Source organism: Companilactobacillus suantsaicola (genome assembly GCF_004745525.1).
In the GTDB taxonomy this organism is placed as follows: Bacteria; Bacillota; Bacilli; order Lactobacillales; family Lactobacillaceae; genus Companilactobacillus; species Companilactobacillus suantsaicola.
Genome location: NZ_RKLY01000005.1, coordinates 25152 through 49909, shown reverse-complemented (window position 1 = coordinate 49909; position 24758 = coordinate 25152). Strand labels below are relative to the sequence as shown.

The window sequence follows — 24758 nt, the reverse complement described above, 5'->3', positions numbered from 1 at the left end:
ATCTCCTACTCTTCATTGCCCAAATAATCCGACAATGTTGCTTCATCAATAATCTGAGTTCCCAACTGCTGAGCCTTGGTTAATTTACTTCCAGCTTTTTCACCAGCAATCAAAATATCAGTCTTCTTAGTAACCGAACTAGTTACTTTCGCACCAAGATTTTCCAATAATTCAGTCAATTGAGAACGTTTATAACTTTTTAGTGTTCCGGTTATAACAATTATTTTATCAGTAAAATGGCTATTTGTTTCATTAGAATTAGAACTACCCAAAAAATTCATATTGACATTAACTGATTTTAATTCATTTATTAACTTTTTAACATCACTATTTTCAAAATATGTAGCAATACTGTCAGCAATGATTTCACCCATTGTGTTAATCGCAAGGATTTCTTCAGCTGAAGCATTCATTATACTATCTAAATCACCAAAATGCTCAGCTAAGATTCTCGCTACTTTTGCACCAACGTGACGAATCCCTAAACCAAATAACAATCTTTCCACTGAATTACTCTTAGAATTATCAATTGCAGTTAATAAATTGTTAATTGATTTTTCTTTAAAGCCATCTAAAGTGGCTAAATCATCTGCCGTTAACTTATAAAGATCCGCGACATCTTGAATCAATTCTTTACTGTAAAGTTGCTCAACGATTTTTGGTCCTAATCCATCAATGTTCATCGCATTTCTAGAAGCAAAGTGTGTCAATTGTTCCTTAACTTGAGCCGGACACTTAGGATTGATACAACGCAATGCCACTTCATCTTCCAAGTGAATTAATTCTGAACCACAGTATGGACAATGCGTGGGAATTTCCGCTGGTTGTGAATCTTCAGGACGTTTACTCAAAACTACTTGTGACACTTCAGGAATAATATCGCCCGCTTTGTGTAACAAGACAGTATCACCAATTCTGATGTCCTTTTGTTTGATCATATCAACATTGTGTAGCGTCGCTCTAGAAACAGTCGTACCTGCCAAACTGACTGGATCCATCACTGCCGTTGGCGTCAACACGCCAGTTCGACCAATCGTCCAACTGATGTCATGGACAATTGATTCAGCTTGTTCAGGTGGAAACTTATAAGCAATTTCCCAACGTGGTACTTTAACCGTATTACCCAAACTTTGTTGCGTGGCCAAATCATTGACCTTCAAAACTACTCCATCGATTCCATAATCCAGGTCATCACGAACTTCACCGTAATGTTCGATAAAGTCTTTGACTCCATCTAATCCAGTAGTAACTTGAGCAGTTGGATTAACGTTAAAGCCTAATTCTTGAAGTGTTTCAAGGGCTTCATGTTGCGTAGTTACATTTAAATCATCAAACGTAACAATCGTATACATGAACGTATCTAGCTTTCGTGAAGCCGTAATTTTAGGATCTAATTGCCGTAAACTTCCGGCAGCAGCATTTCTTGGATTAGCAAAAACTTGTTGTCCTTGAGCTTCACGTTCCTGGTTCAGGCGTAAGAATTCTTTTTTTGACATGAAACATTCGCCACGAACCTCAAACGTTAATGGTCGGCTCAATTTCTGAGGAATGTCCTTGATAGTTTTTACATTCTCAGTCACATTTTCACCAATCGTTCCATTACCACGAGTTGAACCTTGTACTAAGATACCATTTTCATAAATTAATGAAAGTGATAATCCATCAATTTTTAATTCAACATTATAATCAACAACATGACCAACATTTTTTTCAATTCGATCATTAAATTCAGCCAGTTCGGCTTCAGAGAAGACATCCCCCATCGACAGCATCGGAATGTCGTGAGTTACCTTGTTGAAATCAGGTAGCGTGACATCCCCGACTTGTTGTGACGGTGAATCTGGCGTAACTAATTCCGGATACATTTTTTCCAAATCTAAAAGTCGATTATAAAGTTTGTCATAAACATTATCTTCAACTACGGGAGCATCTTTTGTGTAATAAGCTTCACGCCAACTATTTAATTGGGGACGAATTTTATCTAATTCTTGACTAGCTTGTGCTTTAGTTATTTCAGCCATGCTCTCACCTCTAAATTAATCAGTTACTTTTTTAATTGGTGCATATTCTGCTAATAATCGTTTAATACCCTGACTGTCAAAAGCAATATCCAGTTCAGCATTCTTGCCGTCACCATTGACTTTGACGACCGTTCCACGACCCCATTTCTTGTGATCGACTTTATCGCCCACATTCCAATGAAGTTTTTCCGCACCTTGAGCTCCTTTAGCTTTCAAGGTTGGTGAAGTAAATGTTGCACTCGTTGCAGCCCGACGACGACGTTGTTTGAAGGATTCGTTTCTGCTACCAAGGTTACCAGCGTTCGTATTAACTGGTTCCAAGGCGTCATCATTGATTTCTTCAACGAAACGAGAAGTTGGATTGTTTTGCGTCCGTCCATAAAGCGTTCTGCTAAAGGCATTAGTTAAGTACAAACGTTTTTCGGCTCGAGTAATACCAACATAAGCCAAACGACGTTCCTCTTCTAGATCGTCTTCTTTTAGAAGTGAACGGCCTAATGGGAAAATACCTTCTTCCATACCAACCAAAAATACTACTGGGAACTCTAGTCCCTTAGCGGCATGCAAGGTCATTAAGGTAACTTCAGTTTGTTCTTCTTCAATATCATCTTGATCACTAACTAATGATAGTTCAGTCAAGAAAGTCGTCAAACGAGTTTCATCAACTTCTGGATCTGGCTCATAGGCTTGATCAAATTGAGTCGTAACTGTTAAAAGTTCTTCAATATTTTCAATTCGAGCCTGTGATTCCAAATTATTTTGTTGCTTCAAATCATCAACATAACCTGAATCTTCCAATAAGTGATTCATCAAGACCGTCATCGATTCAGTTTCTGACAATTTAGTTAAGTCGTCGATCACCTTAGCGAAATGACCAATTGTTTTTCTCGGTTTAGCACCAAGTGGTGACAATTCAATGTTTTCGGCTGCTTCAAGTAGTGACCAACCGTGTTCATCAGCGTAATTTTGAAGTTTTTCAATCGTACCAGGTCCGATACCACGTTTAGGGCTGTTAATAACTCGTTGAAAACTCATCGAATCATCATGATTAGCAACCAAACGTAAGTAACCTAAAACATCCTTAATTTCTTTTCGATCATAGAACTTATGCCCACCGATAATCTTATATGGCATATTAGCTTGCATAAGTTTCTCTTCAAACGTACGTGATTGAGCGTTAGTCCGATAAAGAACCGCAAAATCGCCATAGTTAAAGCCTTGTAACAGTAAATTTTTGATTTGGTCGACGACGAACAAAGCTTCATCAGATTCATTTTGCCCACGGTAGAATTTGATCTTCTCGCCATCAGCATTATCCGTCCATAACTCCTTAGGCTTGCGGTTGGAATTGTGGTTAATAACTTCGTTAGCAGCTTTCAAAATAGTCTTAGTTGAACGATAATTTTGTTCCAATTTAATTGTCGTAGCTTCAGGATAATCTTTTTCAAAATTCATGATGTTTTGAATATTAGCACCACGCCAGCCATAAATACTTTGATCAGCATCACCAACAACACAGACGTTACGATACTTGCCACCAAGCTGCTTAACTAACTTGTACTGAGCTTCATTAGTATCTTGATATTCATCAACGTGAATGTATTGGAATTTTTCTTGATACTTTTCCAAAACATCAGGATTTTCATCAAACAATTGACTAGTAGTCATAATCAAATCGTCAAAATCTAGTGAGTTGTTACGATCCATCTCTTTGGCATATGCATCATAAACACTAGCTACCGTTTGTTCATAAGGACTAGCGGCCACTTGTGCATAACGTTCCGGTGTCAACAATTCATTCTTAGCATTGCTGATTGTACCCAACAATGCACGAGGGTCGTAACGCTTAGGATCCAAGTTCATTTTCGTTAAAATTTGTTTCATCAAAGTTCTTTGTTCACTAGGGTCCGCAATCGTAAATGTCTTAGGCTTGCCCATCTTGTCGATATCTCTTCTTAAAATTCTTACACAAAGAGAGTGGAAAGTTGAAACCCAAACGTCACTAGCTGATTCATCTAGCAACTTACCGATTCTTTCCTTCATTTCTTTGGCGGCCTTATTCGTAAAAGTAATCGCTAAAACATGCCAAGGCATAACATTTTCTTCTTCAATCAAATAAGCCACACGATGTGTCAAAACTCGTGTCTTACCAGAACCGGCACCAGCCATGATCAACAATGGTCCCTGTGTTGCTTTAACGGCATCTTGTTGCTCTGGATTAAGACCTTTTAATAATGTATTATCCAAAATTCTACTCCCTCAAATCTTTGTGTAAAAAAATTAGTTGCTCTTAAAATAGCTGTTTATATTGTAGCAAATTTTTATGTTAAGAGCGAAAAACTATGGTTGCAAATTGAACATATGTTTCTATTTTTATTTTAGTTAGTGTAGTGTAGGATGCCGTCTTCCGCACAAGCCCTGTGATGGACTGGAACGCTGCCGGCGCAACTTTGAGCTTTTTCAAGCCCGGAAAAATCTCAAAGATTGGCCTTTTCCTAATCGCTAAAGCGATAAGGAAAATATGGCGGCTGAGCCATCACAGGGCTTGTGCTCCAGACTAGAGTCTGATTCTATTATTTATTCCATTTAATTTCAAAGCAGTCGTGCTAATGGGAATATTATTTAAAAATTCATTCAAATTAGAAAGCAACAAAAATCAAAAACAGTATCTATTCAGGAAATTCCCAAATAGATACTGTCATTTTTTATAATCATATAAATTTTTTGAATAGAACATCTATCCCTAAAACATTAGAAAGTAATAAAAGATAGAACAACAATCCAGTCCGGAGCAACAAACTCGATTTGGCTCAGATGTGAAATTCTTGTTGGTGCTTTAGCACCTACAAGAAGGCCAAGCTTGGAGATTGCGCGCACTTTGCGTAAGCTTCAAGTTGTGCCCACATCGTTCCAGCCAAAATCGAGTTTGTTGCGGAGGACGGCATACTTAACCAATTAACAAAACTATTCCAAACCTACTCGTTTGAAAATTTCGTCAACATTTCTTAGATGCCAGTGATAATCAAAGGCATCGTCAAGGTCAGCGTCTGATAATTTATCTGTTACTCGGTTATCGTTTTCGAGCATTGTTCTGAAGTCTTTCTTTTCATCCCAAGCTTTGGCTGTCATTGGTTGAACAATGTCATAAGCTTGTTCACGTGAGTAGCCTGCTTCAACTAGTTTCAACAAGACACGTTGAGAATAAATCAAACCGTGTGTGATGTTCATATCTTCTAGCATCTTGTCTGGGAAGACTGTTAAGTCTTTTGTGATCTTAGTAAATCTTCTCAAGATGTAATCTAATAATTCGGTTGTATCAGGAATGATGACACGTTCAGCTGAAGAATGTGAAATATCACGTTCATGCCACAATGGCACATCTTCTAAGGCTGTGAAGGCATGTCCGCGAATGACACGTGCTAAACCTGTTACATTTTCTGATCCGATCGGGTTACGCTTGTGCGGCATGGCACTTGATCCCTTTTGTCCAGCAGCGAAGAACTCTTCAGCTTCTCTTACTTCAGTTCTTTGTAGATGACGAACTTCTAGAGCAAATCGTTCGATTGATGTGGCAATCAAAGCCATCGTTTGAATGTATTCGGCATGAAGATCTCTTGGGAGAACTTGTGTTGAGATTTCTTGAGCACGAATTCCTAATTTATCACAGACAAACTTTTCAACACTGGTTGGAACATTCGCATAACTACCAACAGCTCCACTGATTTTACCAGCTTCAACACCTTTAGCAGCATGGTCGAAACGTTCGATATCACGTTTGATTTCTGAATACCAGTTGGCCAAAACTAAACCAAAAGTAGTTGGTTCAGCGTGAACACCGTGAGTTCTACCAATCATTGGAGTATCTTTATATTTCAAAGCTTTTTCTTTAACTACTTCGAGAAATTCATTAAGATCTTCACGAATAATGTCATTAGCTTGCTTCATCAAGTAACCATAAGCTGTATCAACTACGTCAGTTGATGTGAGTCCGAAATGAACCCACTTTCTTTCTGGTCCTAAGTAACGTGAAACGTCTCTTGTGAAAGCTACCACGTCATGCTTAGTTTGTTTTTCAATTTCCGCAATCTCAGCGACATCAAATTTCGCATTTTGAGCAATCAATTTAGCATCTTCGACTGGGATTTCACCCAACTTACTCCAGCCTTCAACAGCGGCGATTTCTACTTCTAGCCAAGCTTGAAATCTATTTTGATCAGTCCAAATTGGTTTCATCTGTTCAGTTACATATCTATCAATCATGAATTATTCTACTCTCCAAATATTAGTTGTTAAGATATCATTCTTTAATTCTTCTAAATCATCCGAAAAAATCGAGATATAACCGACATCCCTGTCAGCTTGATTCTTAGCTTTAAAACCTGTGTAATAGTTAAATTTCCATTGAGCTTTTTCCTGAAGTAGATCCAAACTTTGTGCCAAGTTACCTTCAATGATCTTCAAGGTAGCGGCATTGGTTCTTGGAAAAATTTCAGGAATTGGCCAATCACAAATCGCTCTGATATGTAATTCAAATTGTGAAACTCCTGTTGCTTCTTGATAAACGTTAGCTGAATAGTTAGTTCCGGGAAAAATCCCTTTGACGTACAAAACGCCAGACTCCGACAAAATAAAACCAATACCGAAGATTCCTACATAATTAACATTTTCAGCCACTAGCAAGGCAACTCTTTGCATTTCGGCTTCAACATCTGGATCATTCTTTTTATAAATGAAAGAACTCATCAAATGTTCGCCATCATAAATCTCTTGAATCATCGGGAAAGTATGAATCTTCCCATCTTTACCCTTACTTACCATGATAGAATATTCCGACTTGGTTTCAATCCAAGCTTCCAAAATGTATGTTCCATCTTTCAGTAATTGATAAACGTGCTCCACATCTTCTTCGTTGTACAGAATATGACGTTTTAAGACTTGTTGATTTCGCGTGATTGGTTTCAAGATACAAGGGAATCCAATTTCATCGATCGCTTTTTTAATATCATCAACTGTAACAATGGAAAAGAATGGCGGAACGTTTAATTTCAAATCGTTTAAGAAGGTTCTCTCGATATATCGATCTTGCACAATGCCCAAAAGGTCGGCTCCCTGCGCAACATTAAAAGTTTTCGCCAGTTCCTTCAACAAGGTACTGTCGAAATTTTCATCCATATATAAGAGAAGATCACTTCTATGGCCCAATTCGCTTAGATTCTTTATTTCCTCTAATGCACCGACTAAATAACTGTCAGCAGCTTGAATTGCAATATCATTCTCTTCATCTGTTAAGAGCATCGTCCGAAAACCCATTCTCTTAGCTTCTAATTCAAAAATATAAGTTTCACTGCCGCCACCAATTATGCCTAAAGTTTTACCGGGCGCAATAAAAGTCATAACTCCACCTTCTTAATTACTACTCGTCTTCTTTTCCAAAGACAACTTGTCCGTTCTCAAAAGCTGTAATTCTAGCTAGTGAATAGATTGGAATACCTGATTTATCAATCATTTGTCTACCTTTTTGGAATGACTTCTCAATCACGATTCCGATACCTGCTAATTGAGCTCCGGCAGCATCAATAATTGTATTTAAACCATTAACAGCTTGACCATTAGCTAGGAAATCATCAATGATCAAAACTTTATCACTACTTGAAAGATACTTCTTAGCAATACTGATATGATTAGAAGTCTTCTTAGTGAATGAATAAACTTCTGATGAATAAAGATCATCACTCAATGTTACAGACTTGTGCTTTCTGGCAAAAACAACTGGGACTTGGAATTTCAAACCAGTCATCACTGCTGGAGCGATTCCAGAAGATTCAACAGTCAGGATCTTGTTGATTCCTTCATTTTTAAAATGTTCGTAAAATTCTTCGCCCATTTTTTCCATTAACATTGGGTCAATTTGATGGTTTAAAAAACTATCAACCTTTAATACGTCTTTACCTAAAACGCGACCATCCTTTTTGATTCTTTCTTCTAGTTCCTTCATTACACGTTCTCCCCTATTTAATAGAATAATTAGAGTCTATCATACTTTGTTTTTCACTTGATACCTTCATCATACTTTTTAAGATTATATTTTTGTATAATCCGAATAATTTTACTTGTATATCCCGGATCGGTCGCATATCCATCAGCTTGCAATGCGACAGCAGCATCAATATAATCTTTCGATTGCAGAACTTGCTTGTATTGCTGCGAATTCCACGTTGTACCATTGACCAACAATTGTGTATGATCCTTCATCGACTCACGAAAATCCGAATAAACCCGAAAACGTCCGTTGATTGTTACCCACTGACCGTCAGTATATTCTTTCGTCTGCAGAACTTTAGTATTATTCGGGTCAGACCCCTTGATACCAAAGTAATTGTTGTACTGGCTAGCTAAAGTACTGGTTCCCCAATCACTCTCCAAAATAGCTTGAGCAATCGTGATACTTGGTAACACACCATAAGTTTGTCCTAATTCCACAGCGTACGGCGAAATCTTTTTGATAAAAGCAGCGTGTTTTTGTTGAACCATCTCAACTTGCGTCTCATTTTGATGCTGGACATATCTCCTGTAACCAAAGAAGCTGATAACAAATACAGCTACGATTGCTAATAAAATTACCGTTGTATTATTATTTTTCCGACTCTTGTGCCGCCTTTTTGTATATCTTCTCTTTTGTGGCAATTGATCTATCCCTTTTAAGTTTATTAATTCTCATTATAGCCGATAACTTTGAAAAATTTGTGATTTGAAACAGAATTTTAATAATGTTTCTGCTTTAAATAATTCAACCAAAAAATCAAAGCTAAAAATTCTAAAATAGCGGAGAATAAGAAGATACTCTTATACCCAAATCCAGTCGCAATCACTGCCGCAAGCATTGGACCCAAGACGTTTCCAAAAGCCTGTGCTGATTGATTATAACTAAAAATCCGACCAAAAATGGCCGACGGTACATTTTGTACAGTTAAAATTTGAATCGACGGAATCAAAGCTGCATCAGAAATCCCCAGAACAAATCTTAGAACTGCTAACTGCCAAACGCCTGTCACGCAACTAGTCAACACTAAACTGCTGATTGCCAAACTTAGAAAAATCAATAGACTCTTGATTGCACCGATTCGATCGATAAAACTCCCAATCACCCCTGCCGTCAAGACCGTCGCCAATCCCGGAGCAGAAGAAACGATTCCCGTCACTATAACAAGGTTATTGCCACTAGAATCAAGCTCTTTGACAAGTAAACTGATCATAGGTGTAATTGCATTGGTCGTCGCTTGAATGGCTAAGAGCGAGCCAAACAGTGCTAAAAAGAAACTGCCACCAATTTTTTTCATCATTGGTAAAACCGGCTGTAGATCTTGCTTTTTAATCAGTGTAAAAGTTTCTTTAACGAAAAATAATGTTAACAGAAAAACCATCCCCATTAAAAAACTCGTCAGAAAAAAGGCTCCTCGATACCCTAACCAAGTGGCCAAAAAGCCCCCTAGTAGTGGTCCTATCAAAGTCCCAGTAATACTGCCGGTGACTAGTTTACTCAAAACTTTACCTTGAATGCCTTTAGGCGCTGAAACTGACATCAAAGCGTTAGCATTGTTGATATAACCTGAAAAAGCTCCCTGCAAAGCTCGAAAAAACAACAGCCACCAAACATTAGGTGATAGTCCTACCATCAAGATAGTTATCGTCATCACCCCAGATGCTCGCAAGCACATTAATTTTCGACCTTTTAGATCAGCCAATCTGCCCCAAAATGGCGAAACAAAAGCTTTCATTAAATAGGTCAATGAAAATGCTGCCGCTCCTAAGAAATTCAACTGGATATTGGAAAAATTACCCAAGGTGTCGATGAACAAGACAATAAATGGTAACGTCATCGCATTTCCCATCTCCGTAATGAAGCTGCCAAACCAAAGAACTCTAAAATTCTTCTTCCATGTGTCTTCCATACTCACCACCCTTTACACATCAGGTTTTAATCATAAAACACCAATGTTTAGTTATTGTAAATTTTCTGTAAAGTTTTCAGAGCATACTTTTGAAGACACAAAAAAAGCCAATCCGTTGGATTGGCTTAAAATTCAAAGTTTATTAAAGTTTATAATTAGTCCTTAACAACGTTTGAAGCTTGTGGTCCGCGATCGCTATCTTCGATATCGAATGTTACAGATTGACCTTCTTCAAGTGTCTTGTAACCGTCACCTTGGATTGCTGAGAAGTGAACAAATACGTCACTACCATCTTCGCGTGTAATAAAACCATAGCCTTTTTCTGCGTTAAACCATTTAACTGTTCCGTGTTCCATCAGACTATTCCTCCTGATAAATAATATATTAGTTGTGCATTTATTTCGTGGTACATTATGGAAGAAAGTCTAAAGTACGAAACATTCAAACCATCCGAACCATTCACCATTCAAAAATACAACTCTTATAGTAACATGATTAACAACTTATTACAATCTAAGTTAAATAAAGTTTTCCCCGATAAATGCCTAAATTTTAACATCTTCAACGTAAGGAATTGAATTTTGCGCTCCCTTGGTCTGAACAGCAATCGATGAAGCCTTGCTAGCAAACTTCATGGCTTCAACGACATTACCTAAGTCAGAATCTAACTTAGCTGCCAGATAACCAATGAAAGTATCACCTGCGGCGGTTGTATCAATTACTGGCACCTTGTAAGCGTCAACAAATTCTTCTTTACCTTCAGAGTAATAAAGTGATCCCCTGCTACCAATAGTTATTATAACACGGTTTATGCCCATTTTATTCAATTTCTCGGCAGAATTTATTATGGATTTTTTGTCTTCAACTTTTATACCCGTTATAGCGCTGGCTTCAGTCTCGTTTGGAACGATAATGTCAGTCAACTTTAACAAATCCAAAGGAATATTATCCTTTGCTGGGGCGGGATTTAGTATCGTGATAACACCGTTTTCCTTAGCAATTTTGAAAGCTTCAATCGTTACAGAGATTGGTGTTTCAAATTCTGAAATTAAACAGTCACTTTTTTTAATTGTTTCTTTTGCAGCGTTAATATCGTCTATACTTATCGTCTGATTAGCACCGCCATAGATCAAAATACTGTTTTGACCATTCTCGTCCAGAAGAATATAAGCTTTTCCCGTACCCGCTTTTGAGGTTTCTGTTACGTGGTCAATATTTAAACCATCTTTTTTAAAAGTGTCGAGCATAAAATCTGCTGCATGGTCATCACCAATTTTGCTAACAAAAGAAGTCTCAGCTCCTGCTCTAGTAGCAGCTAAAGCTTGGTTGGCACCTTTACCACCGCCGGCACTTGATTGTCCATCCATCGCCATCGTTTCTCCAGGCAGTGGCAAGCGTTTGATGTTCAAAATTGTATCAACGTTAGTTGATCCTAATACAACAATTTTCTTCATATTAAATAGTCCACCTTTTTATTAACATTTAAGAATTTTTTCTAATATCAATTAATTATATTATCAATAGTAGGATATTTACCACAAGTTAGCGCTCATATTTTTTCAAACCATGATAAAATATATTTTTAGTTAATAAATTTAAAGGACATATTTATGAAAAGAACAGCCAAACTCAGCTTTTATTTTGTTTTATTCATTATTTTCGGTCTGATAGGAATGTGGATGCCACTTCTTGGTGATGACTTGCATTGGGGAACTTACTTTGGAAGTAATTACTTCCCTAATGGCATTTTCACTTACTATGACGGACGCTACCTAGGCGATCTCTTAGTTATCATGATGACTAAAATTAAGACCGTTGCCTTTCTGGCTTACGGAATCTTCCCCACAACGATTGTTTATTTAATTCAAAAGATTCGTGAAGAAATTACTCCCACAAAAAATATTGGACTAGTTTCCAGTGCCATTGCCACGACTGCAATTCTGTTAAGTCCAGTAATGATTTTTAAGCAAATTTTAGGTTGGCACGCCGGTTTTGCTAATTATTTACCTTCCGCCATTTTTCCATTATTCATGCTTTATCTAGTTTTAAAAAATTACGAAAACAAGCACGTTCATTACTACCGTACACAAATGGTATTAATTTTCTTAGCCGCAGTTGCCGCTCAGTTCTTTGCTGAACACGTTACCTTACTCAACTGCTTCAATGTCGTTTTAGTTTGGATCTTCTTCAGAAAACACTTCGGCTCTGAATTCAAAAAAGTTCTCAACCTTATATTAGGAGGAAACTTCTTAGGTGCTATCCTGATGTTCATCAACGGTGCCTACATCAAAATCCTCTTCGGTTCTGATGCTTACCGCTCTGTTTCAGGATCAGGCACAAAAGATACACTTTTCCACTACTTACGAATCACTTATACACCAAAGCATCTGATTATCGTTGGTACAGCCGTCTTGATTTTCTCAATCTTCACTATTTTCTATAGTTTGAAACTCAAGAACACCAAACAAAAAATCGCTAACTTTGCCTTATTGCTATCAACTTATGTCGTTATCGCACCATTTATCGTTGTTTCACCATTTGGTTCCAGATGTATGTTTGCTAGTTACGTTTTTCTAGTTACAATTTTTGCCGTTAATTTCGATATTTTCTTCAATAATTATGGAAAAATTCTGTTACCACTATTTGGATTGGTGACACTAATTCTTGGAGTTAGAATGGATTATCTTTCCCATGATTATGGTCAAACCTTTGATATGCAAATTAGATATTCGCAATATCAAAACACCATCACGCGTGATACACAGTACTTCCTGCAATATCGTAACGACAGGTATATTTGGATGACCGGTCCTATTCAAACGGACAATAATTTCTCGGAATTATACGTCACCCACAAGGATCGTAATATGGTTCCGATTAATTATTACGACTGGACAGATGCCCAAAGAAAGCTCAAGAATAAGCGCTTCAAGAATCAAACCGATTATATGAAGGCTTTCGACAAACAAATTTTGAAAAAAGTTAAATTAATTCAAGCTAAAGAAAAATAAAAGAGGCGGCCAGATTGGTCGTCTTTTTTGTTTTGATTTTGGTGGAAGTATGCCGTCCTCCGCAACAAACTCGATTTTGGCTGGAACGATGTGGGCACAACTTGAAGCTTACGCAAAGTGCGCGCAATCTCCAAGCTTGGCCTTCTTGTAGGTGCTAAAGCACCAACAAGAATTTCACATCTGAGCCAAATCGAGTTTGTTGCTCCGGACTGAATAATGGATCTATGTTTTATCTGCTTTCCGTTTATTTAAGAATAACGGTTCTATTCATAATTGTATGGATTCGGTTCTAAATCAGGTTTAAAGCAAACTAAAAAAATAGCATCTATTCTTCGATAGTGCAGGATTATGAAGTAATCTTACGCATATTGAGAATAGGTGCTATTTTTTTAAAAACACTATCTAGTTTAGAGCAACGTCTAGTTGCTCTGACCTAAATAATTAAGCTTTAACGTACTCATCGGTTGCAACACGATAATACTTTTGTCCACCGATAGTTACTGTCTTATCAAATCTCCAAGCTGTATCAGCGGCTAAATTCAAATCGGTCAAATTGCCCTTCTCATCGTAAATTGGAACGACGTTTTCGACATCGATCACATTATTAGCAACTGTGATTGATGTGTCAGGTACTTTGACGAATTCGTTTTCGGCTACACGATAGTACTTAGCGCCATTGATTTCAGTAATTCTATCGACTTTCCAAGCAGTACCTGGATCAAGAGTTCTCTTAGTCAATTCACCTGTAATGTCAAAGACTGGTGTATCGGTCGTACTATTGAAGACGGTCTTGACTGAGGTATATGGATTGACATTTTCTGCTGAAATCCACTCGTTTGTTCCGACATGATACATTCTGACACCGTTGATTGTTGAAATACCATCAGTTGCCCAGTCACTGTGAGTTGGCAAAACTCTAGTAATCTCTTTGCCTTCAGAATTGTAAACTTCAACTGGGGTCTTAATGGTCAAATCAGCTTTAACAGGCGTGTAAGCTAATGAATCGTCAGCTGACAAGTACTCGTTATTACCGACTTCATAATATTGTTTTCCTTGAATAGTAACGATTCTATCGTATTTCCAAGCAGTATTAGCGGCCAACTTATAATCAAGTGTCACGCCCTCTGAATTTACCAAAGTTGCATCAGTCGTGCCAGTCTTCGCGATACCTGTGCTTGCTTGATAAGTATTGAAGTCACTAGCAGGTACCCACTCGCCATCACCAATTTGATAATACAAAGTACCATTAATCGTTGCACTTTGTTTAATAGTAGTATCAGCTAAAATAACTGTCTTGCCAGAAATAGCTGAGCCATCCGGGCCATAAACCTGAACTGGATTCTTTGAAACAGCTGAAACAGTGATGTCAACTGGCTTTGTCGTAATGACTGGAGTTGTTGGTGTTGATGGAGTTGTAGTACCTTCATCATCATAAGTATCTGATGGCACTGTGCTTGGTGTCGTTGTCGTACCAGTGCTTGGAGTTGTTGTTCCTGTTGTTGTACCAGTACTTGGGGTTGTTGTAGCTGTGACTGGATTTTCCTTAAATACAAATGTTTGTGTCTGTGGATCTTGAGTATATGCGCCTGTCAAAGAACCCGAAGAACTAACAAATGTATAACCGGTCAATTTAGTATATGGTGTCAAATCAAAGTTTGAACCAATTTTAGTCCCATCAACAGTTTCCGTTAATTGAGAACCATTTGACAAAATCGGTTGATTATTGGAATCAACGTAAAGAATTTTAACAGTTGGAGAATTTTGCCAAACAATGGGTTGTGTAGTAGTGCCTGAATAATAAAAGTATGTGCCACCCACTTTTTCTGAGTATGAATTGCCTAAGTTATACGCTGGTATTACATTTCCATAAGTAAATGTAGTACCAGAACCAGTAGGATCATTTACAACGTATTGGTCATTTCCTAGATAGCTCATATTATTGTCGTGATATTCTGACAAAGGAACATTAGGCGTAATAGTATATGTCGATGATAAGTCCTTTCCATTTAATCCTGTAATATGTTGTGCGGTGAAGGTCATTGGTTGTCCAGTCACAGCATACAAGGTAGTTGGATCTACAGAATTATTGTTCACAGTCAAGGCATTTTTAGCAGAGGCACCTATACCATTCAATGGTGAAAGATCAGTAATATTAGTATTGTTCAGGAAAATACTTGGACCATTAGGTAAAAATGGTGAAACCGTTGAAGCAATCTTTATAAGTGCTGGTGCCATCTTCTCCAATCCAGCCTGATCGATACCGCTATGATCTGAAATTAAACTTGATCCAGTTAAAGTAATGACACTTGCGTTACCTATACTCAAATCGCCAATTTGACTGGCATCAATTTCCTTATAATTTGGATCACTAAAGTTTCCGACCAAACTGAATCTTTGGGTAGTAAAATTCAAACCTTCAAGTGGTCTTAAATCTGGATTAGCATTTTTATCCCATGCCACGGTTACATTAAGTGATATTGAACTCACCGGAGATAGAAATTTCAAATATTGTAATCCACTAAACGTTTCTACTTGAGAACCAACGTAGCTTGGTCTATTAGTTAAATAATAGGCATCGTATAAGTTCATAACCCCATTAAATTTTTTAATATCAGCTACAGTTATATTTTGATTTTCACTTAATTGAAGGTTTTGCTTAACCATATAATTTAATAAGGAATCTGGAATATTTACAACAGTATCATCGGGTACATAACTTGGGAGTGCATAAGGATCCGTTACAGTTGCCGTTGAGGTAGTTGAATTCGTTGCTGTTGTGCTAGTACCTGGTGTAGTCGTGCCAGTCGTTGTCGCGCTAGTACTTGGTGTAGTCGTGCCAGTTGTCGTCGATGTGCCAGTACCTGGTGTAGTTGTTCCAGTCGTTGTCGTGCTAGTACTTGGTGTAGTCGTCCCGGTTGTCGTCGATGTGCTAGTACCTGGTGTAGTTGTTCCAGTCGTTGTCGTGCTAGTACTTGGTGTAGTCGTGCCAGTTGTCGTCGATGTGCTAGTACTTGGTGTAGTCGTGTCAGTTGTCGTCGATGTGCTAGTACCTGGTGTAGCTGTTCCAATCGTTGTCGTGCTAGTACTTGGTGTAGTCGTGCCAGTCGTTGTACCGGTGCTTGGACTTAAAACAATTCCCGTTGAACCTGTAATACTGGTGCTTGGTGTTATAGTTCCTGTGCCGCTTGATGTTCCGGTAGCTGGAATCGCAGAGCTTGCAGAATTTTGTGTCGTAGAAGCAGGTTCAGTAGTTATAGTAGCTGTACTCGTTATTGTTTGATCTTTAGTAGATTTAATACTTGGATCATTAACCTGTGTTGAAGTCGATTGATTAGTCGTCGCAGCCTTAACACTTTGATTATTCATTGAACCTAATATCATTGCTGAAAATAATGAAACTCCTAGATAAATACATTTCTTGTTTAATAACATTTCAATAATCACTCTTTTCTACTTTCTAATATAAATTTTAGTTCCATAATTTATATATACCAATCAAAAAGATTAATTAAAAAGTTTCAATAAACTCCGTAATTTCAAGGTGTATAAGGTTTATAGCCAAAAGTGGAACATATATACCATTCGTATGAGTGAGTAATCACTATCACATTATTTATAAAAGCATCCCTTTTTGCATGCTAATCAATATGAACGGGTTAATTATCATTTAATTCATAATACTGTTTTCTAAATAAATCGTTCACAACCTATTGTTAAAATTAGTTGACAGAAATTAGAACATTGACTAGAATTGGCTTTATTGGGGCATTAATTTTAGTGCCAAGTGTCACACAATCGTAATTTATTATCTATTTTTTGGATTTTTAATGCTTCTTTTTATATTCAATAAATTTGATTCAGTTCTGGAAAAAGCTTTTTACAAAACTTGATTCAAAATTCTAATCAAATGATAGTAAACTACGAATTGTATTAAGGATACAACTCATATATCTAATAAATAATTAAGTACATTTGGCAGTGTACATTAAGATTGATATATACATAGAAAATAAAAAAAGATATCCATGGTCGGCATACCACGAATATCTTTGAGTTAAGAATTCACACACATATTAAATTTAAATTAATTAATAGAAGCCTTAAATTGTTGTTCAGTTACGTCAAACATGGCAACGTATTGATCAGTAGCGACACGCAAGAAAGGCATACCTTGAGACGTATAAATTGCTGAGTCGGAGTACCATTTAGTTCCGGAAGCAAGTGATACGTCTGTTCTCTGTTTCAAATTATGATTGTAAACACGAATAGGACTGTCGTCAGATGATTGAACTTTAATAGTCATCTGGCGTTTTTTGTATGCAAAACTATCGTTTGTGCTTAAAAATTGGTTAGGTGCAACTTGGAAATATTCGTTTCCGTTGATCTTAACTAGTTGGTTAACTTTCCAAGTACTGTCTTTTTCAAGAGCAATATCGGTTTTGTTTCCATTTTGATCATAAATAGTTGTGTTATCAATAACTTGAGCATAGTTTCCCTTCGTAACTGATTGAGCACTAACATTGGTTGTTGAGGCAGTTGCGGCAAAACTACCACCTAATAAAGCGCACACTAATAATGCAATTGTTTTTTTCATGAGTAATTCCTCACTATATCTAATAAATTTTTTCCCCAGCTATTTTTTGGCAGAAAAATAGCGTACATCAAGCTTGATTTTATACATATCAAATAAAATTATATAAACTCACACGTTGCCTATAATTTTTATTCGGCATATTTATAGGCTACTTAATAGTACAAGCATTCCACACATTTTTCAACATTTTTATCTCTATAATGATATATAATCTTATTAATTATTTTATATATCCGTTATTCCATGGGCATGTAAACGTTCATAAAAAAGTGAAATTTTAATATAAAAAAAAGAACATTCTACAATAATTCTTCGAATGTTCCCATCCAACAATTAGTATTTTTGTGTAAATTTCTGCTGTACAACGTACCACATTCCAACATACTCATTTGTTGCAACACGGACAAACGGTATACCTTCAGGTGTAGTAATCACGCGATCACTATACCAGGATGTTCCTGGTGCGAGCGCCACATTAGTACTTTCAACAAAATCATGGTTATAAACGGGGACATCTCCATTACTCGAAACTTTGATAACCTCCGGTCTATTTTGATAAGTAAAACTATCACTAGAACTCAAATACTCATCAGTAGCTACTTGATAAAAGTTTTTCCCATTAATATTTATTGTCTTTCCCAAAAACCATTCGCTATCTTTAGGCTCCGTTTTCCCTAAAGCGCGACCTGTGGAATTATAGAGTTTCGCTGAACTTACACTAACTTCCACAAATTTACCAGTATTGATGGATTCAGCCTTGACACTATGGACAGATAAAGTTGAAAAGCATCCTAACAAAATAACTAGGAACGTTACCAAAGTACTTCTTTTCATAATTTATACTTCCTTAGTCTCCTTAGACTAAATAAAGTATAAATTGTTTAAACATCTTTAACAAAATTTATGCATAAGCTAGTATGAAATTATTCCATACGGCTTATTTTTTCTAACAAGGTTTCATTTTGATCAGACTTAGCCAAATAGTAGGCTAGGCGTGAATAATCATGATATTGTTCTTCCCTATCTGGACTATCTTTCAGTGCTAAAGCAGCATTGAAATACAATTCGGCTAGGTAATAAGTTGAATGATTCTCCTTAGCATAATTCAATCCAAAATGAGCAAATTGATATGCGTTTTGGAATAATCGCATTCCATTGAATGATTCGGACAATGTCTTACAAATAAACAATCCTTCTAAGTCATTGGCATTGATGACATCGATATTTTCTTCGACAACATCCCCAATCATTTGAAAATAATATTGTGCACGATCAAGATGATTTTGACTCAAATAGTTTAGACCTTTGAACAAATAAGCGAGCAACGTATATATATCGTCATTGGCTGACTTAGTTAATTGCAAAACTTTATCCAAAGTGAACAACGATTCATCATTACTACCGTTGTAATAATTCAAAGCTCCAGTGATCAATTCATACTGTTTCTTATCATCATCACCAAGTTTTCCTTGCAAATTGGATAGCTTCTCGTCTATACCAATTAATTGATTCAATAGCACTTCTTTTTCAATTGCATCAAGGAGACTCTCTTTGGCGTCAGTTTTTTTGTCAGCAAAATCACTAAAAACATCATTTAAAGTCAAATCCAACTTCAAACAAATTTTGATTAATATATTCACAGTTGGAGCTATATTATGTTTTTCTATTTTACTAATAGTGTTTTGAGTGCAAATATCGTTGGCAAGCTCTATTTGCGTCAAATTCATTTCCCGTCTTTTATTATAAATAATCGACCCAAGAAACAAGAACAACACTCCCATCTATCTAATATGATATTTTTCATATAATACTATACCACCTTGTATAAAAATTTCTGTATTTTTTATAAGTAGTAGCATTAAGATTTAAATACAAAATTATGGATATTTCGATTATTTTGTAAAAAAAGTATCCTTTTTATGCGTTTTTTTCTATTATCTTGTCAATAAAAAGTTTTTTTTACAAAAATTGGCTTTTAATTAAAATTTATTTTCAAATAGATGACAATACTAGCTGTGCCAAGGAAAAACTAGTATTATAGATTCTATGTGATTATTCAACAAAGGAGTTCTTATTTTGACGGAATCAAATTTTTGGTCGGACATTGCCCAAACAGCTAAAGCACAAAACCGACCCTTTTTTACAATGGCACCTATGGAAGCAGTCAGTAACACCGTCTTCCGTCAAGTGGTTGCCAAAGCTTATGCTCCTGATGCTTTTTTCAGCGAATTCGTCTATGCAAAAAGTATCACCGATCCAAACACCAAATTCCCGGTGGATGGACGCCTCTACATCGACCCTAGAGAAACTAAGAAGCCAGTCGTTCAGCTGTGGGGTGACTCACCAATCGACTACCAAACGGGAACCAATTTTCTTAAAGAACAGGGCTTCAAAGCAGTTGACATCAATACCGGCTGTCCTGATAAAACGGTCATCAAAAATCACGGTGGCACTTATTTGATCAGCAATCCCGAAAAAGTCGACGATCTAGTTGCGGCCTGCAAACAATCTAACTTAGCTGTCAGTATCAAAACCCGCCTCGGTTACAGCAAAGTGTCCGAGTATCACAACTGGATTCCCAAACTCTTGAGCCAACACGTCGACCTTTTAACAGTCCACTTGCGAACCAAAATGGAAATGAGCAAAGTCCCCGCCCACTTTGAAGTAATCGACGACTTAATCAAATTGCGAAACGAGATTGCTCCAGAAACCCTACTACAAGTAAATGGAGACATCCTAAATTACCAAGCTGGTGTCACGCTAGCCAAAGAACATCCCGGACTAGACGGAATCATGATTGGCCGCGGAGTCTTCACCACCCCATTTGCCTTCGAACCCGGTAACAAACCACATTCACTAGACGAATTATTAAATCTATTACGCCTACAACTAGACTTATTTGACGACTTCTCAACCCATTATGACACCCCAAGATTTGTCTCCTTAAAACGCTTCTTCAAAATATACGCTCGCGACGAATTAGGCGCCACCGACCTAAGAAACAAACTAGTCCGAGCCAACAATTCCCAAGAAGTCAGACAAATCCTAGACGATTTCCAGAATTAAGTGATAAAATGCCGTCTTCCGCACAAGCCCTGTGATGGACTGGAACGCGGCCGGCACAACTTGAAACTACCGCAAAGTACGCGGTATTTCCAAGCTTGGCCTTCTTGTAAATGCTAAAGCATTAACAAGAATTTGGCGGCTGAGCCATCACAGGACTTGTACTCCAGACTAGATAGTGGCCTTTATTATTTTTTCCACTTAATTTTATAAATAAAAATAGCACCTATTCTCAATATACGTATGGTTACTTAATAACCAATTGCATACTATTGAAGAATAGATGCTTTTTCTAACTTTGAACAGAAATGAATCCAAACCATAAAAATAGTAAAAACACATCACGAATAGAACCATTATTCCTAAATAAACGGAAAGCAGATAAAACATAGATCCGTTATTCAGTCCGGAGCAACAAACTCGATTTGGGCTCAGATGTGAAATTCTTGTTGGTGCTTTAGCACCTACAAGAAGGCCAAGCTTGAAGATTTTTTCCGGTTTTGAAAAAAGCTTCAAGTTGTGCCCACATCGTTCCAGTCCCAAATCGAGTTTGTTGCGGAGGACGGCATACTTCACCAACCCACAAAAAAAGGAATGCTGAAATTAATCAACATTCCTTTTCACAATATTAATGCGGGTAAGAAGATTCGAACTTCCACGGAGATAATTCTCCACAAGATCCTTAGTCTTGCGCGTCTGCCAATTCCGCCATACCCGCATGCAACAGAAATAATTATACATATAATTAAAAAAAATATCAAGACGATTATTTGATATCTTTAATGTATTTCAACTTTCCGTGGCATTTGCCGCAAACAAAACGTTTCGTATCGATTCTTTTGACCCGCAAATATTCAGTTTGACAGTGACTGCAACGATAGAGGTGATAAGTCTTGGTTTTTTTAGTACTAGGTAGCGGTGAAAAACGTAACCCATTGACCTGTTGTAATAAGACTTTAAATTCACGGTCCTTGTGCTGAGCCGGCAAACCATCGTTGTACAAATGATAGTGGCACAATTCGTGTTTGATCACGCCGACCAAAGTATCCTCGCCAAACTGGGACAAGATTTTAGGATTAATATCAATATTGCGATCACGCAAATGAAATCTTCCGCCGGTAGTCTTTAAACGACTGTTAAAATATGCTTGATGAACAAAAGGTTTCCCAAAATAGTCTTGGGAAACCTTTTTTACTAGTTCTGTTAATTCTTGATCTGTCATTTTAAGCCAAGTTAGTAAGCTTTTGGATCAATTTTGAGAATTTGTCCATTGCTTCATCTTGTTCTTTTTCGGAAGCATCAAACTTGTGACGGTCGATGTTTTTGTCATCACCGATACTATCAGTCATTTCTCCACAAGCTTCAACGTATTTTCTAAAAGCAGAAACTAAAGTAATGTGAGTTCCCATCAATCTAGCAGGTGCTCTACCTTTGTCTAATTTAGCGAGTGTTTCTTGATATTTCTTAGTTCCGGCTGCGAAGTCTTTTTGAATCTTTTCATATTCGATACTGTCTAATTGTTCAACCTTGCTACGATCCAAAGCATCACGTAACTTTTCAAATTCAGGATTCAACTTGTCTTGTTCTTCTTGAATCGTATTTACTGTATCATTAATCAAATTACCGTATTGCATAGCTTTCTTTTGTGCGGCATTCATAATAATTACCTCTTATTTTCTTGTTGTGTTTTTTCAGTATAAATATCTTCTTCAATGGTAAATCTTGGACGTTGTTTAACTTCACTAAAGATTTTCCCAACGTATTCGCCAATCACACTAATACTAATTAATTGTACACCACCAAGGGCCCAAATAGATATCATTAGTGACGACCAGCCGTCAACAACATTTCCATTGACCTTTTGAACCAAACTATAGATCAAAAGTACAATACTAATTAAAACAATAAAAAATCCTAATCCCATGATCATCTTGATAGGCACGATTGAAAACGAGGTGATCCCATCAATCGCAAACTTCAACATCTTCTTCAAAGGATACTTCGATACCCCGGCGAAACGTTCTTTTCTCGCATAGTAAACCTTGCTAGATTTGAAACCGACCAATGGCACGATCCCCCGCAAGAACAAATTACGTTCCTTATAACTCAACAAAACTTTACAAGCACGTTGGCTCATCAGACGATAATCGGCTGAATCGGGTACCAATTTAACACCTAGAAAGCCCATGAATTTATAAAACATTTCTGCCGTGCTACGCTTAAAAGCTGTATCCGTGTCACGGTTGTTACGAACACCGTAAACTACTTCCGAACCATTCAAGTATTCATCAACCATCTTGGGAATGGCATTAACATCATCTTGCAAATCTGCGTCTATCGTTATAACGGCATCCGAATCCTTTGAGGCAGTCGTGACACCAGCCAACAAAGCCCCCTGATGACCAAAGTTTCGACTAAGCTTAACTCCTGATACGACTTCATTTTCCTTTGAGAATGTGTCGATCAATTGCCAAGTCTTATCCTTACTACCATCGTCAACGAAGACAATTTTACTAGTCGGCGTGATCTTTTGATCAGCTATCAAACCGTGCAAAATGGCGGTTAATTCTTTAGTCGTCTCATGCAGTACTTCTTCTTCGTTATAACATGGGACTACGATACTCAATTTAAATCCATCAGACATCTAAATTTTCTCCCGTCTTGACTTGATCCAATCATAACAACTGTAAAGTCCCCAACCAGCTAAAATTGCAATTACTGGTAAGAACTCAAGTCGATATCTGCCTTGGACTTCAATTAACAATTGTACAACGGCATAAGCCATTAGTGGCAACAAAATCAAGAATAATTTATTATCATATTTTGTTCTAAACAGTTTCAATGAGCCTAACCATGAGAAGATAATCAAAATCACGCTTCCCATATACCCAAGGAGTTTAACCAGATTAGAAATTTTTAGCGAGTGGATCTTTTCGAATTCAGTGAAATCAATTGTCTGTGAACGTCCTGCCCAAAGCGTGCGGTTCTTTTGCCAGAACAGTCTGAGCCATCCGTGACTAGCATTTAAATTCCGAATGTTTTCTTTAATAACCTTATGTTCTTTGGCACTCATCTTGGCTCGACTAGCATTTAAATCGAAGCGATTGACCATATTTTGATCGTATGAACCACCCGAATTAGCATCTAAACCAACTACGAATTTCCATTCAGAATCGCGATTAGTCAGACCGTAAGAATTTAAACCGGAATTCTTAATTGCTAAACTGGCTCCAGAAAAAATCACTTGATAAATGACTAACGTCAACACAATTTTGCCAATTCCCTGCCATGAGAACTTATTATTACTAATGAATACGTACAATAATCCGTAAACAACGATCCCGGCAATAATAACTGGACCGATTGGCCGCACGATACTGCCGACTGCCAAAGTGATCCCAGCTACGATGTAGGTCCACAACTTATTCTGCATCAATAAGTAGAACGTCAACATAAATAGCAGCATCCCAATGTATTGATTGTCAGCTTGCGAATTCAAGGCAAACCAATCCAAGTCGATCATCAAAACTAAAACTGTCAAACGAGCAGCTTTAACTTTGTTGAAGATTTGCAGTGAAATTAAATATCCCAAATACAAAATTAAGACTTGGTAGATCACATTCAAAAATTGCAAAGCGAAAACATTTTGCCCAAATATCTTCACAACACCCATCACATAAACTAGAAAGCCAGTCTGATAGGCCCATTTAGCAAAATAATCATTGTCATAACTAAAAATCTTCTCACCTAACAAAGCTCTCGGTGCTACATTCCAAAATTCTCCGAAATCACTGATCTGAGTCTGTGGAACGACTTTCAGCCAAATCAAAGCTACGATCATAAAGATTGCTAAAAGACTGATCAAAATCAGCCGATTGAGATTTTTATCGTCATCCCGAATCTTAACTAAGAGCCAACCCGCCAATAAAACGAAAATGATTGCACAAAGAAAAACCAGTATGGCTAGTACTGGTTCGGGTTTTAAATAATTAACAGCAAAGAATTGACCCATCTGCACGAAAACGACAGTTGTGAAAATCCCTACACAAATAAGTACTAATTTACTAATAATACTTTGAAATTTGCTTAACATATTTCCCCTTCTAAAAATGCTAGTTTA

Annotated in this window: 19 protein-coding genes, 1 tRNA gene and 1 pseudogene; 2 read left to right on the top strand and 19 right to left on the bottom strand. The window is 37.1% G+C overall.

Annotated features, from left to right (window positions below; translation table 11 throughout):
- Positions 1–5 precede the first annotated feature (5 nt).
- The 9 genes from ligA to rbsK all read right to left on the bottom strand — a co-directional run bounded on the left by ligA (position 6) and on the right by rbsK (position 11424).
- On the bottom strand, positions 6–2021 hold the full coding sequence (gene ligA / locus EGT49_RS02895) for an NAD-dependent DNA ligase LigA (RefSeq protein ID WP_135371462.1): 2016 nt from the start codon (positions 2019–2021) through the stop codon (positions 6–8).
- A 15-nt stretch (positions 2022–2036) separates the two neighbouring features.
- Complete coding sequence (pcrA, locus tag EGT49_RS02890; protein WP_135371461.1) at positions 2037–4271, bottom strand: DNA helicase PcrA; 2235 nt, start codon at positions 4269–4271, stop codon at positions 2037–2039.
- A 714-nt stretch (positions 4272–4985) separates the two neighbouring features.
- Positions 4986–6281, bottom strand: coding sequence for an adenylosuccinate lyase (gene purB / locus EGT49_RS02880; RefSeq protein ID WP_135371460.1), 1296 nt, complete (start codon positions 6279–6281; stop codon positions 4986–4988).
- 3 nt (positions 6282–6284) lie between these two features.
- Positions 6285–7415: an ATP-grasp domain-containing protein gene (locus EGT49_RS02875; RefSeq protein WP_135371459.1), complete on the bottom strand. Its 1131-nt coding sequence runs from the start codon at positions 7413–7415 to the stop codon at positions 6285–6287.
- Positions 7416–7434: 19 nt separating this feature from the next.
- The gene (locus tag EGT49_RS02870; RefSeq protein ID WP_135371458.1) at positions 7435–8016 is read right to left on the bottom strand and encodes a xanthine phosphoribosyltransferase; all 582 of its coding nucleotides are present in this window, start codon (positions 8014–8016) and stop codon (positions 7435–7437) included.
- A 53-nt stretch (positions 8017–8069) separates the two neighbouring features.
- Positions 8070–8705 (bottom strand): glycoside hydrolase family 73 protein, encoded by a 636-nt coding sequence (locus tag EGT49_RS02865; protein WP_135371457.1) that lies wholly within the window; start codon positions 8703–8705, stop codon positions 8070–8072.
- Positions 8706–8782: 77 nt separating this feature from the next.
- Complete coding sequence (locus tag EGT49_RS02860; protein ID WP_135371456.1) at positions 8783–9970, bottom strand: MFS transporter; 1188 nt, start codon at positions 9968–9970, stop codon at positions 8783–8785.
- A 155-nt stretch (positions 9971–10125) separates the two neighbouring features.
- Positions 10126–10326, bottom strand: coding sequence for a cold-shock protein (locus tag EGT49_RS02855; protein WP_057812991.1), 201 nt, complete (start codon positions 10324–10326; stop codon positions 10126–10128).
- A gap of 189 nt (positions 10327–10515) precedes the next feature.
- Positions 10516–11424, bottom strand: coding sequence for a ribokinase (gene rbsK / locus EGT49_RS02850; protein WP_135371455.1), 909 nt, complete (start codon positions 11422–11424; stop codon positions 10516–10518).
- A 156-nt stretch (positions 11425–11580) separates the two neighbouring features.
- Between rbsK and EGT49_RS02845 the strand changes: the two genes are divergently transcribed.
- Positions 11581–12981 carry a hypothetical protein gene (locus EGT49_RS02845; RefSeq protein ID WP_135371454.1) on the top strand — a complete coding sequence of 467 codons (1401 nt, stop codon included), beginning with the start codon at positions 11581–11583 and terminating at the stop codon, positions 12979–12981.
- A 441-nt stretch (positions 12982–13422) separates the two neighbouring features.
- Here EGT49_RS02845 and EGT49_RS02840 read toward each other — a convergent pair whose 3' ends face one another.
- From EGT49_RS02840 to EGT49_RS12800, 5 genes and pseudogenes are all read right to left on the bottom strand, one after another.
- Positions 13423–16413, bottom strand: coding sequence for an SLAP domain-containing protein (locus EGT49_RS02840; RefSeq protein ID WP_179949610.1), 2991 nt, complete (start codon positions 16411–16413; stop codon positions 13423–13425).
- Between the two features lie 652 nt (positions 16414–17065).
- Positions 17066–17575 (bottom strand): SLAP domain-containing protein, encoded by a 510-nt coding sequence (locus tag EGT49_RS02830; RefSeq protein ID WP_135371452.1) that lies wholly within the window; start codon positions 17573–17575, stop codon positions 17066–17068.
- 333 nt (positions 17576–17908) lie between these two features.
- Complete coding sequence (locus EGT49_RS02825; RefSeq protein ID WP_135371451.1) at positions 17909–18409, bottom strand: SLAP domain-containing protein; 501 nt, start codon at positions 18407–18409, stop codon at positions 17909–17911.
- An 89-nt stretch (positions 18410–18498) separates the two neighbouring features.
- On the bottom strand, positions 18499–19179 hold the full coding sequence (locus tag EGT49_RS02820; RefSeq protein WP_246013788.1) for a hypothetical protein: 681 nt from the start codon (positions 19177–19179) through the stop codon (positions 18499–18501).
- Positions 19180–19356 (bottom strand): annotated as a pseudogene (locus EGT49_RS12800) (helix-turn-helix domain-containing protein); the annotation flags it as partial.
- Positions 19357–19651: 295 nt separating this feature from the next.
- On the opposite strand from EGT49_RS12800, the gene EGT49_RS02815 reads away from it, so the two are divergent.
- Positions 19652–20641: a tRNA-dihydrouridine synthase family protein gene (locus EGT49_RS02815; protein WP_135371449.1), complete on the top strand. Its 990-nt coding sequence runs from the start codon at positions 19652–19654 to the stop codon at positions 20639–20641.
- Positions 20642–21270: 629 nt separating this feature from the next.
- Here the strand turns inward: EGT49_RS02815 and EGT49_RS02810 are convergent.
- From EGT49_RS02810 to EGT49_RS02790, 5 genes are all read right to left on the bottom strand, one after another.
- Positions 21271–21356: transfer RNA gene (locus EGT49_RS02810), tRNA-Leu, on the bottom strand.
- 48 nt (positions 21357–21404) lie between these two features.
- Positions 21405–21860: a SprT family protein gene (locus EGT49_RS02805; protein WP_135371448.1), complete on the bottom strand. Its 456-nt coding sequence runs from the start codon at positions 21858–21860 to the stop codon at positions 21405–21407.
- A 1-nt stretch (position 21861) separates the two neighbouring features.
- Positions 21862–22296: a hypothetical protein gene (locus tag EGT49_RS02800; protein WP_135371447.1), complete on the bottom strand. Its 435-nt coding sequence runs from the start codon at positions 22294–22296 to the stop codon at positions 21862–21864.
- 5 nt (positions 22297–22301) lie between these two features.
- Positions 22302–23282: a glycosyltransferase family 2 protein gene (locus tag EGT49_RS02795; protein ID WP_135371446.1), complete on the bottom strand. Its 981-nt coding sequence runs from the start codon at positions 23280–23282 to the stop codon at positions 22302–22304.
- Entirely contained in the window at positions 23283–24731 is a 1449-nt protein-coding gene (locus tag EGT49_RS02790; protein WP_135371445.1) for a hypothetical protein, read from the bottom strand.
- Positions 24732–24758: the final 27 nt, after the last annotated feature.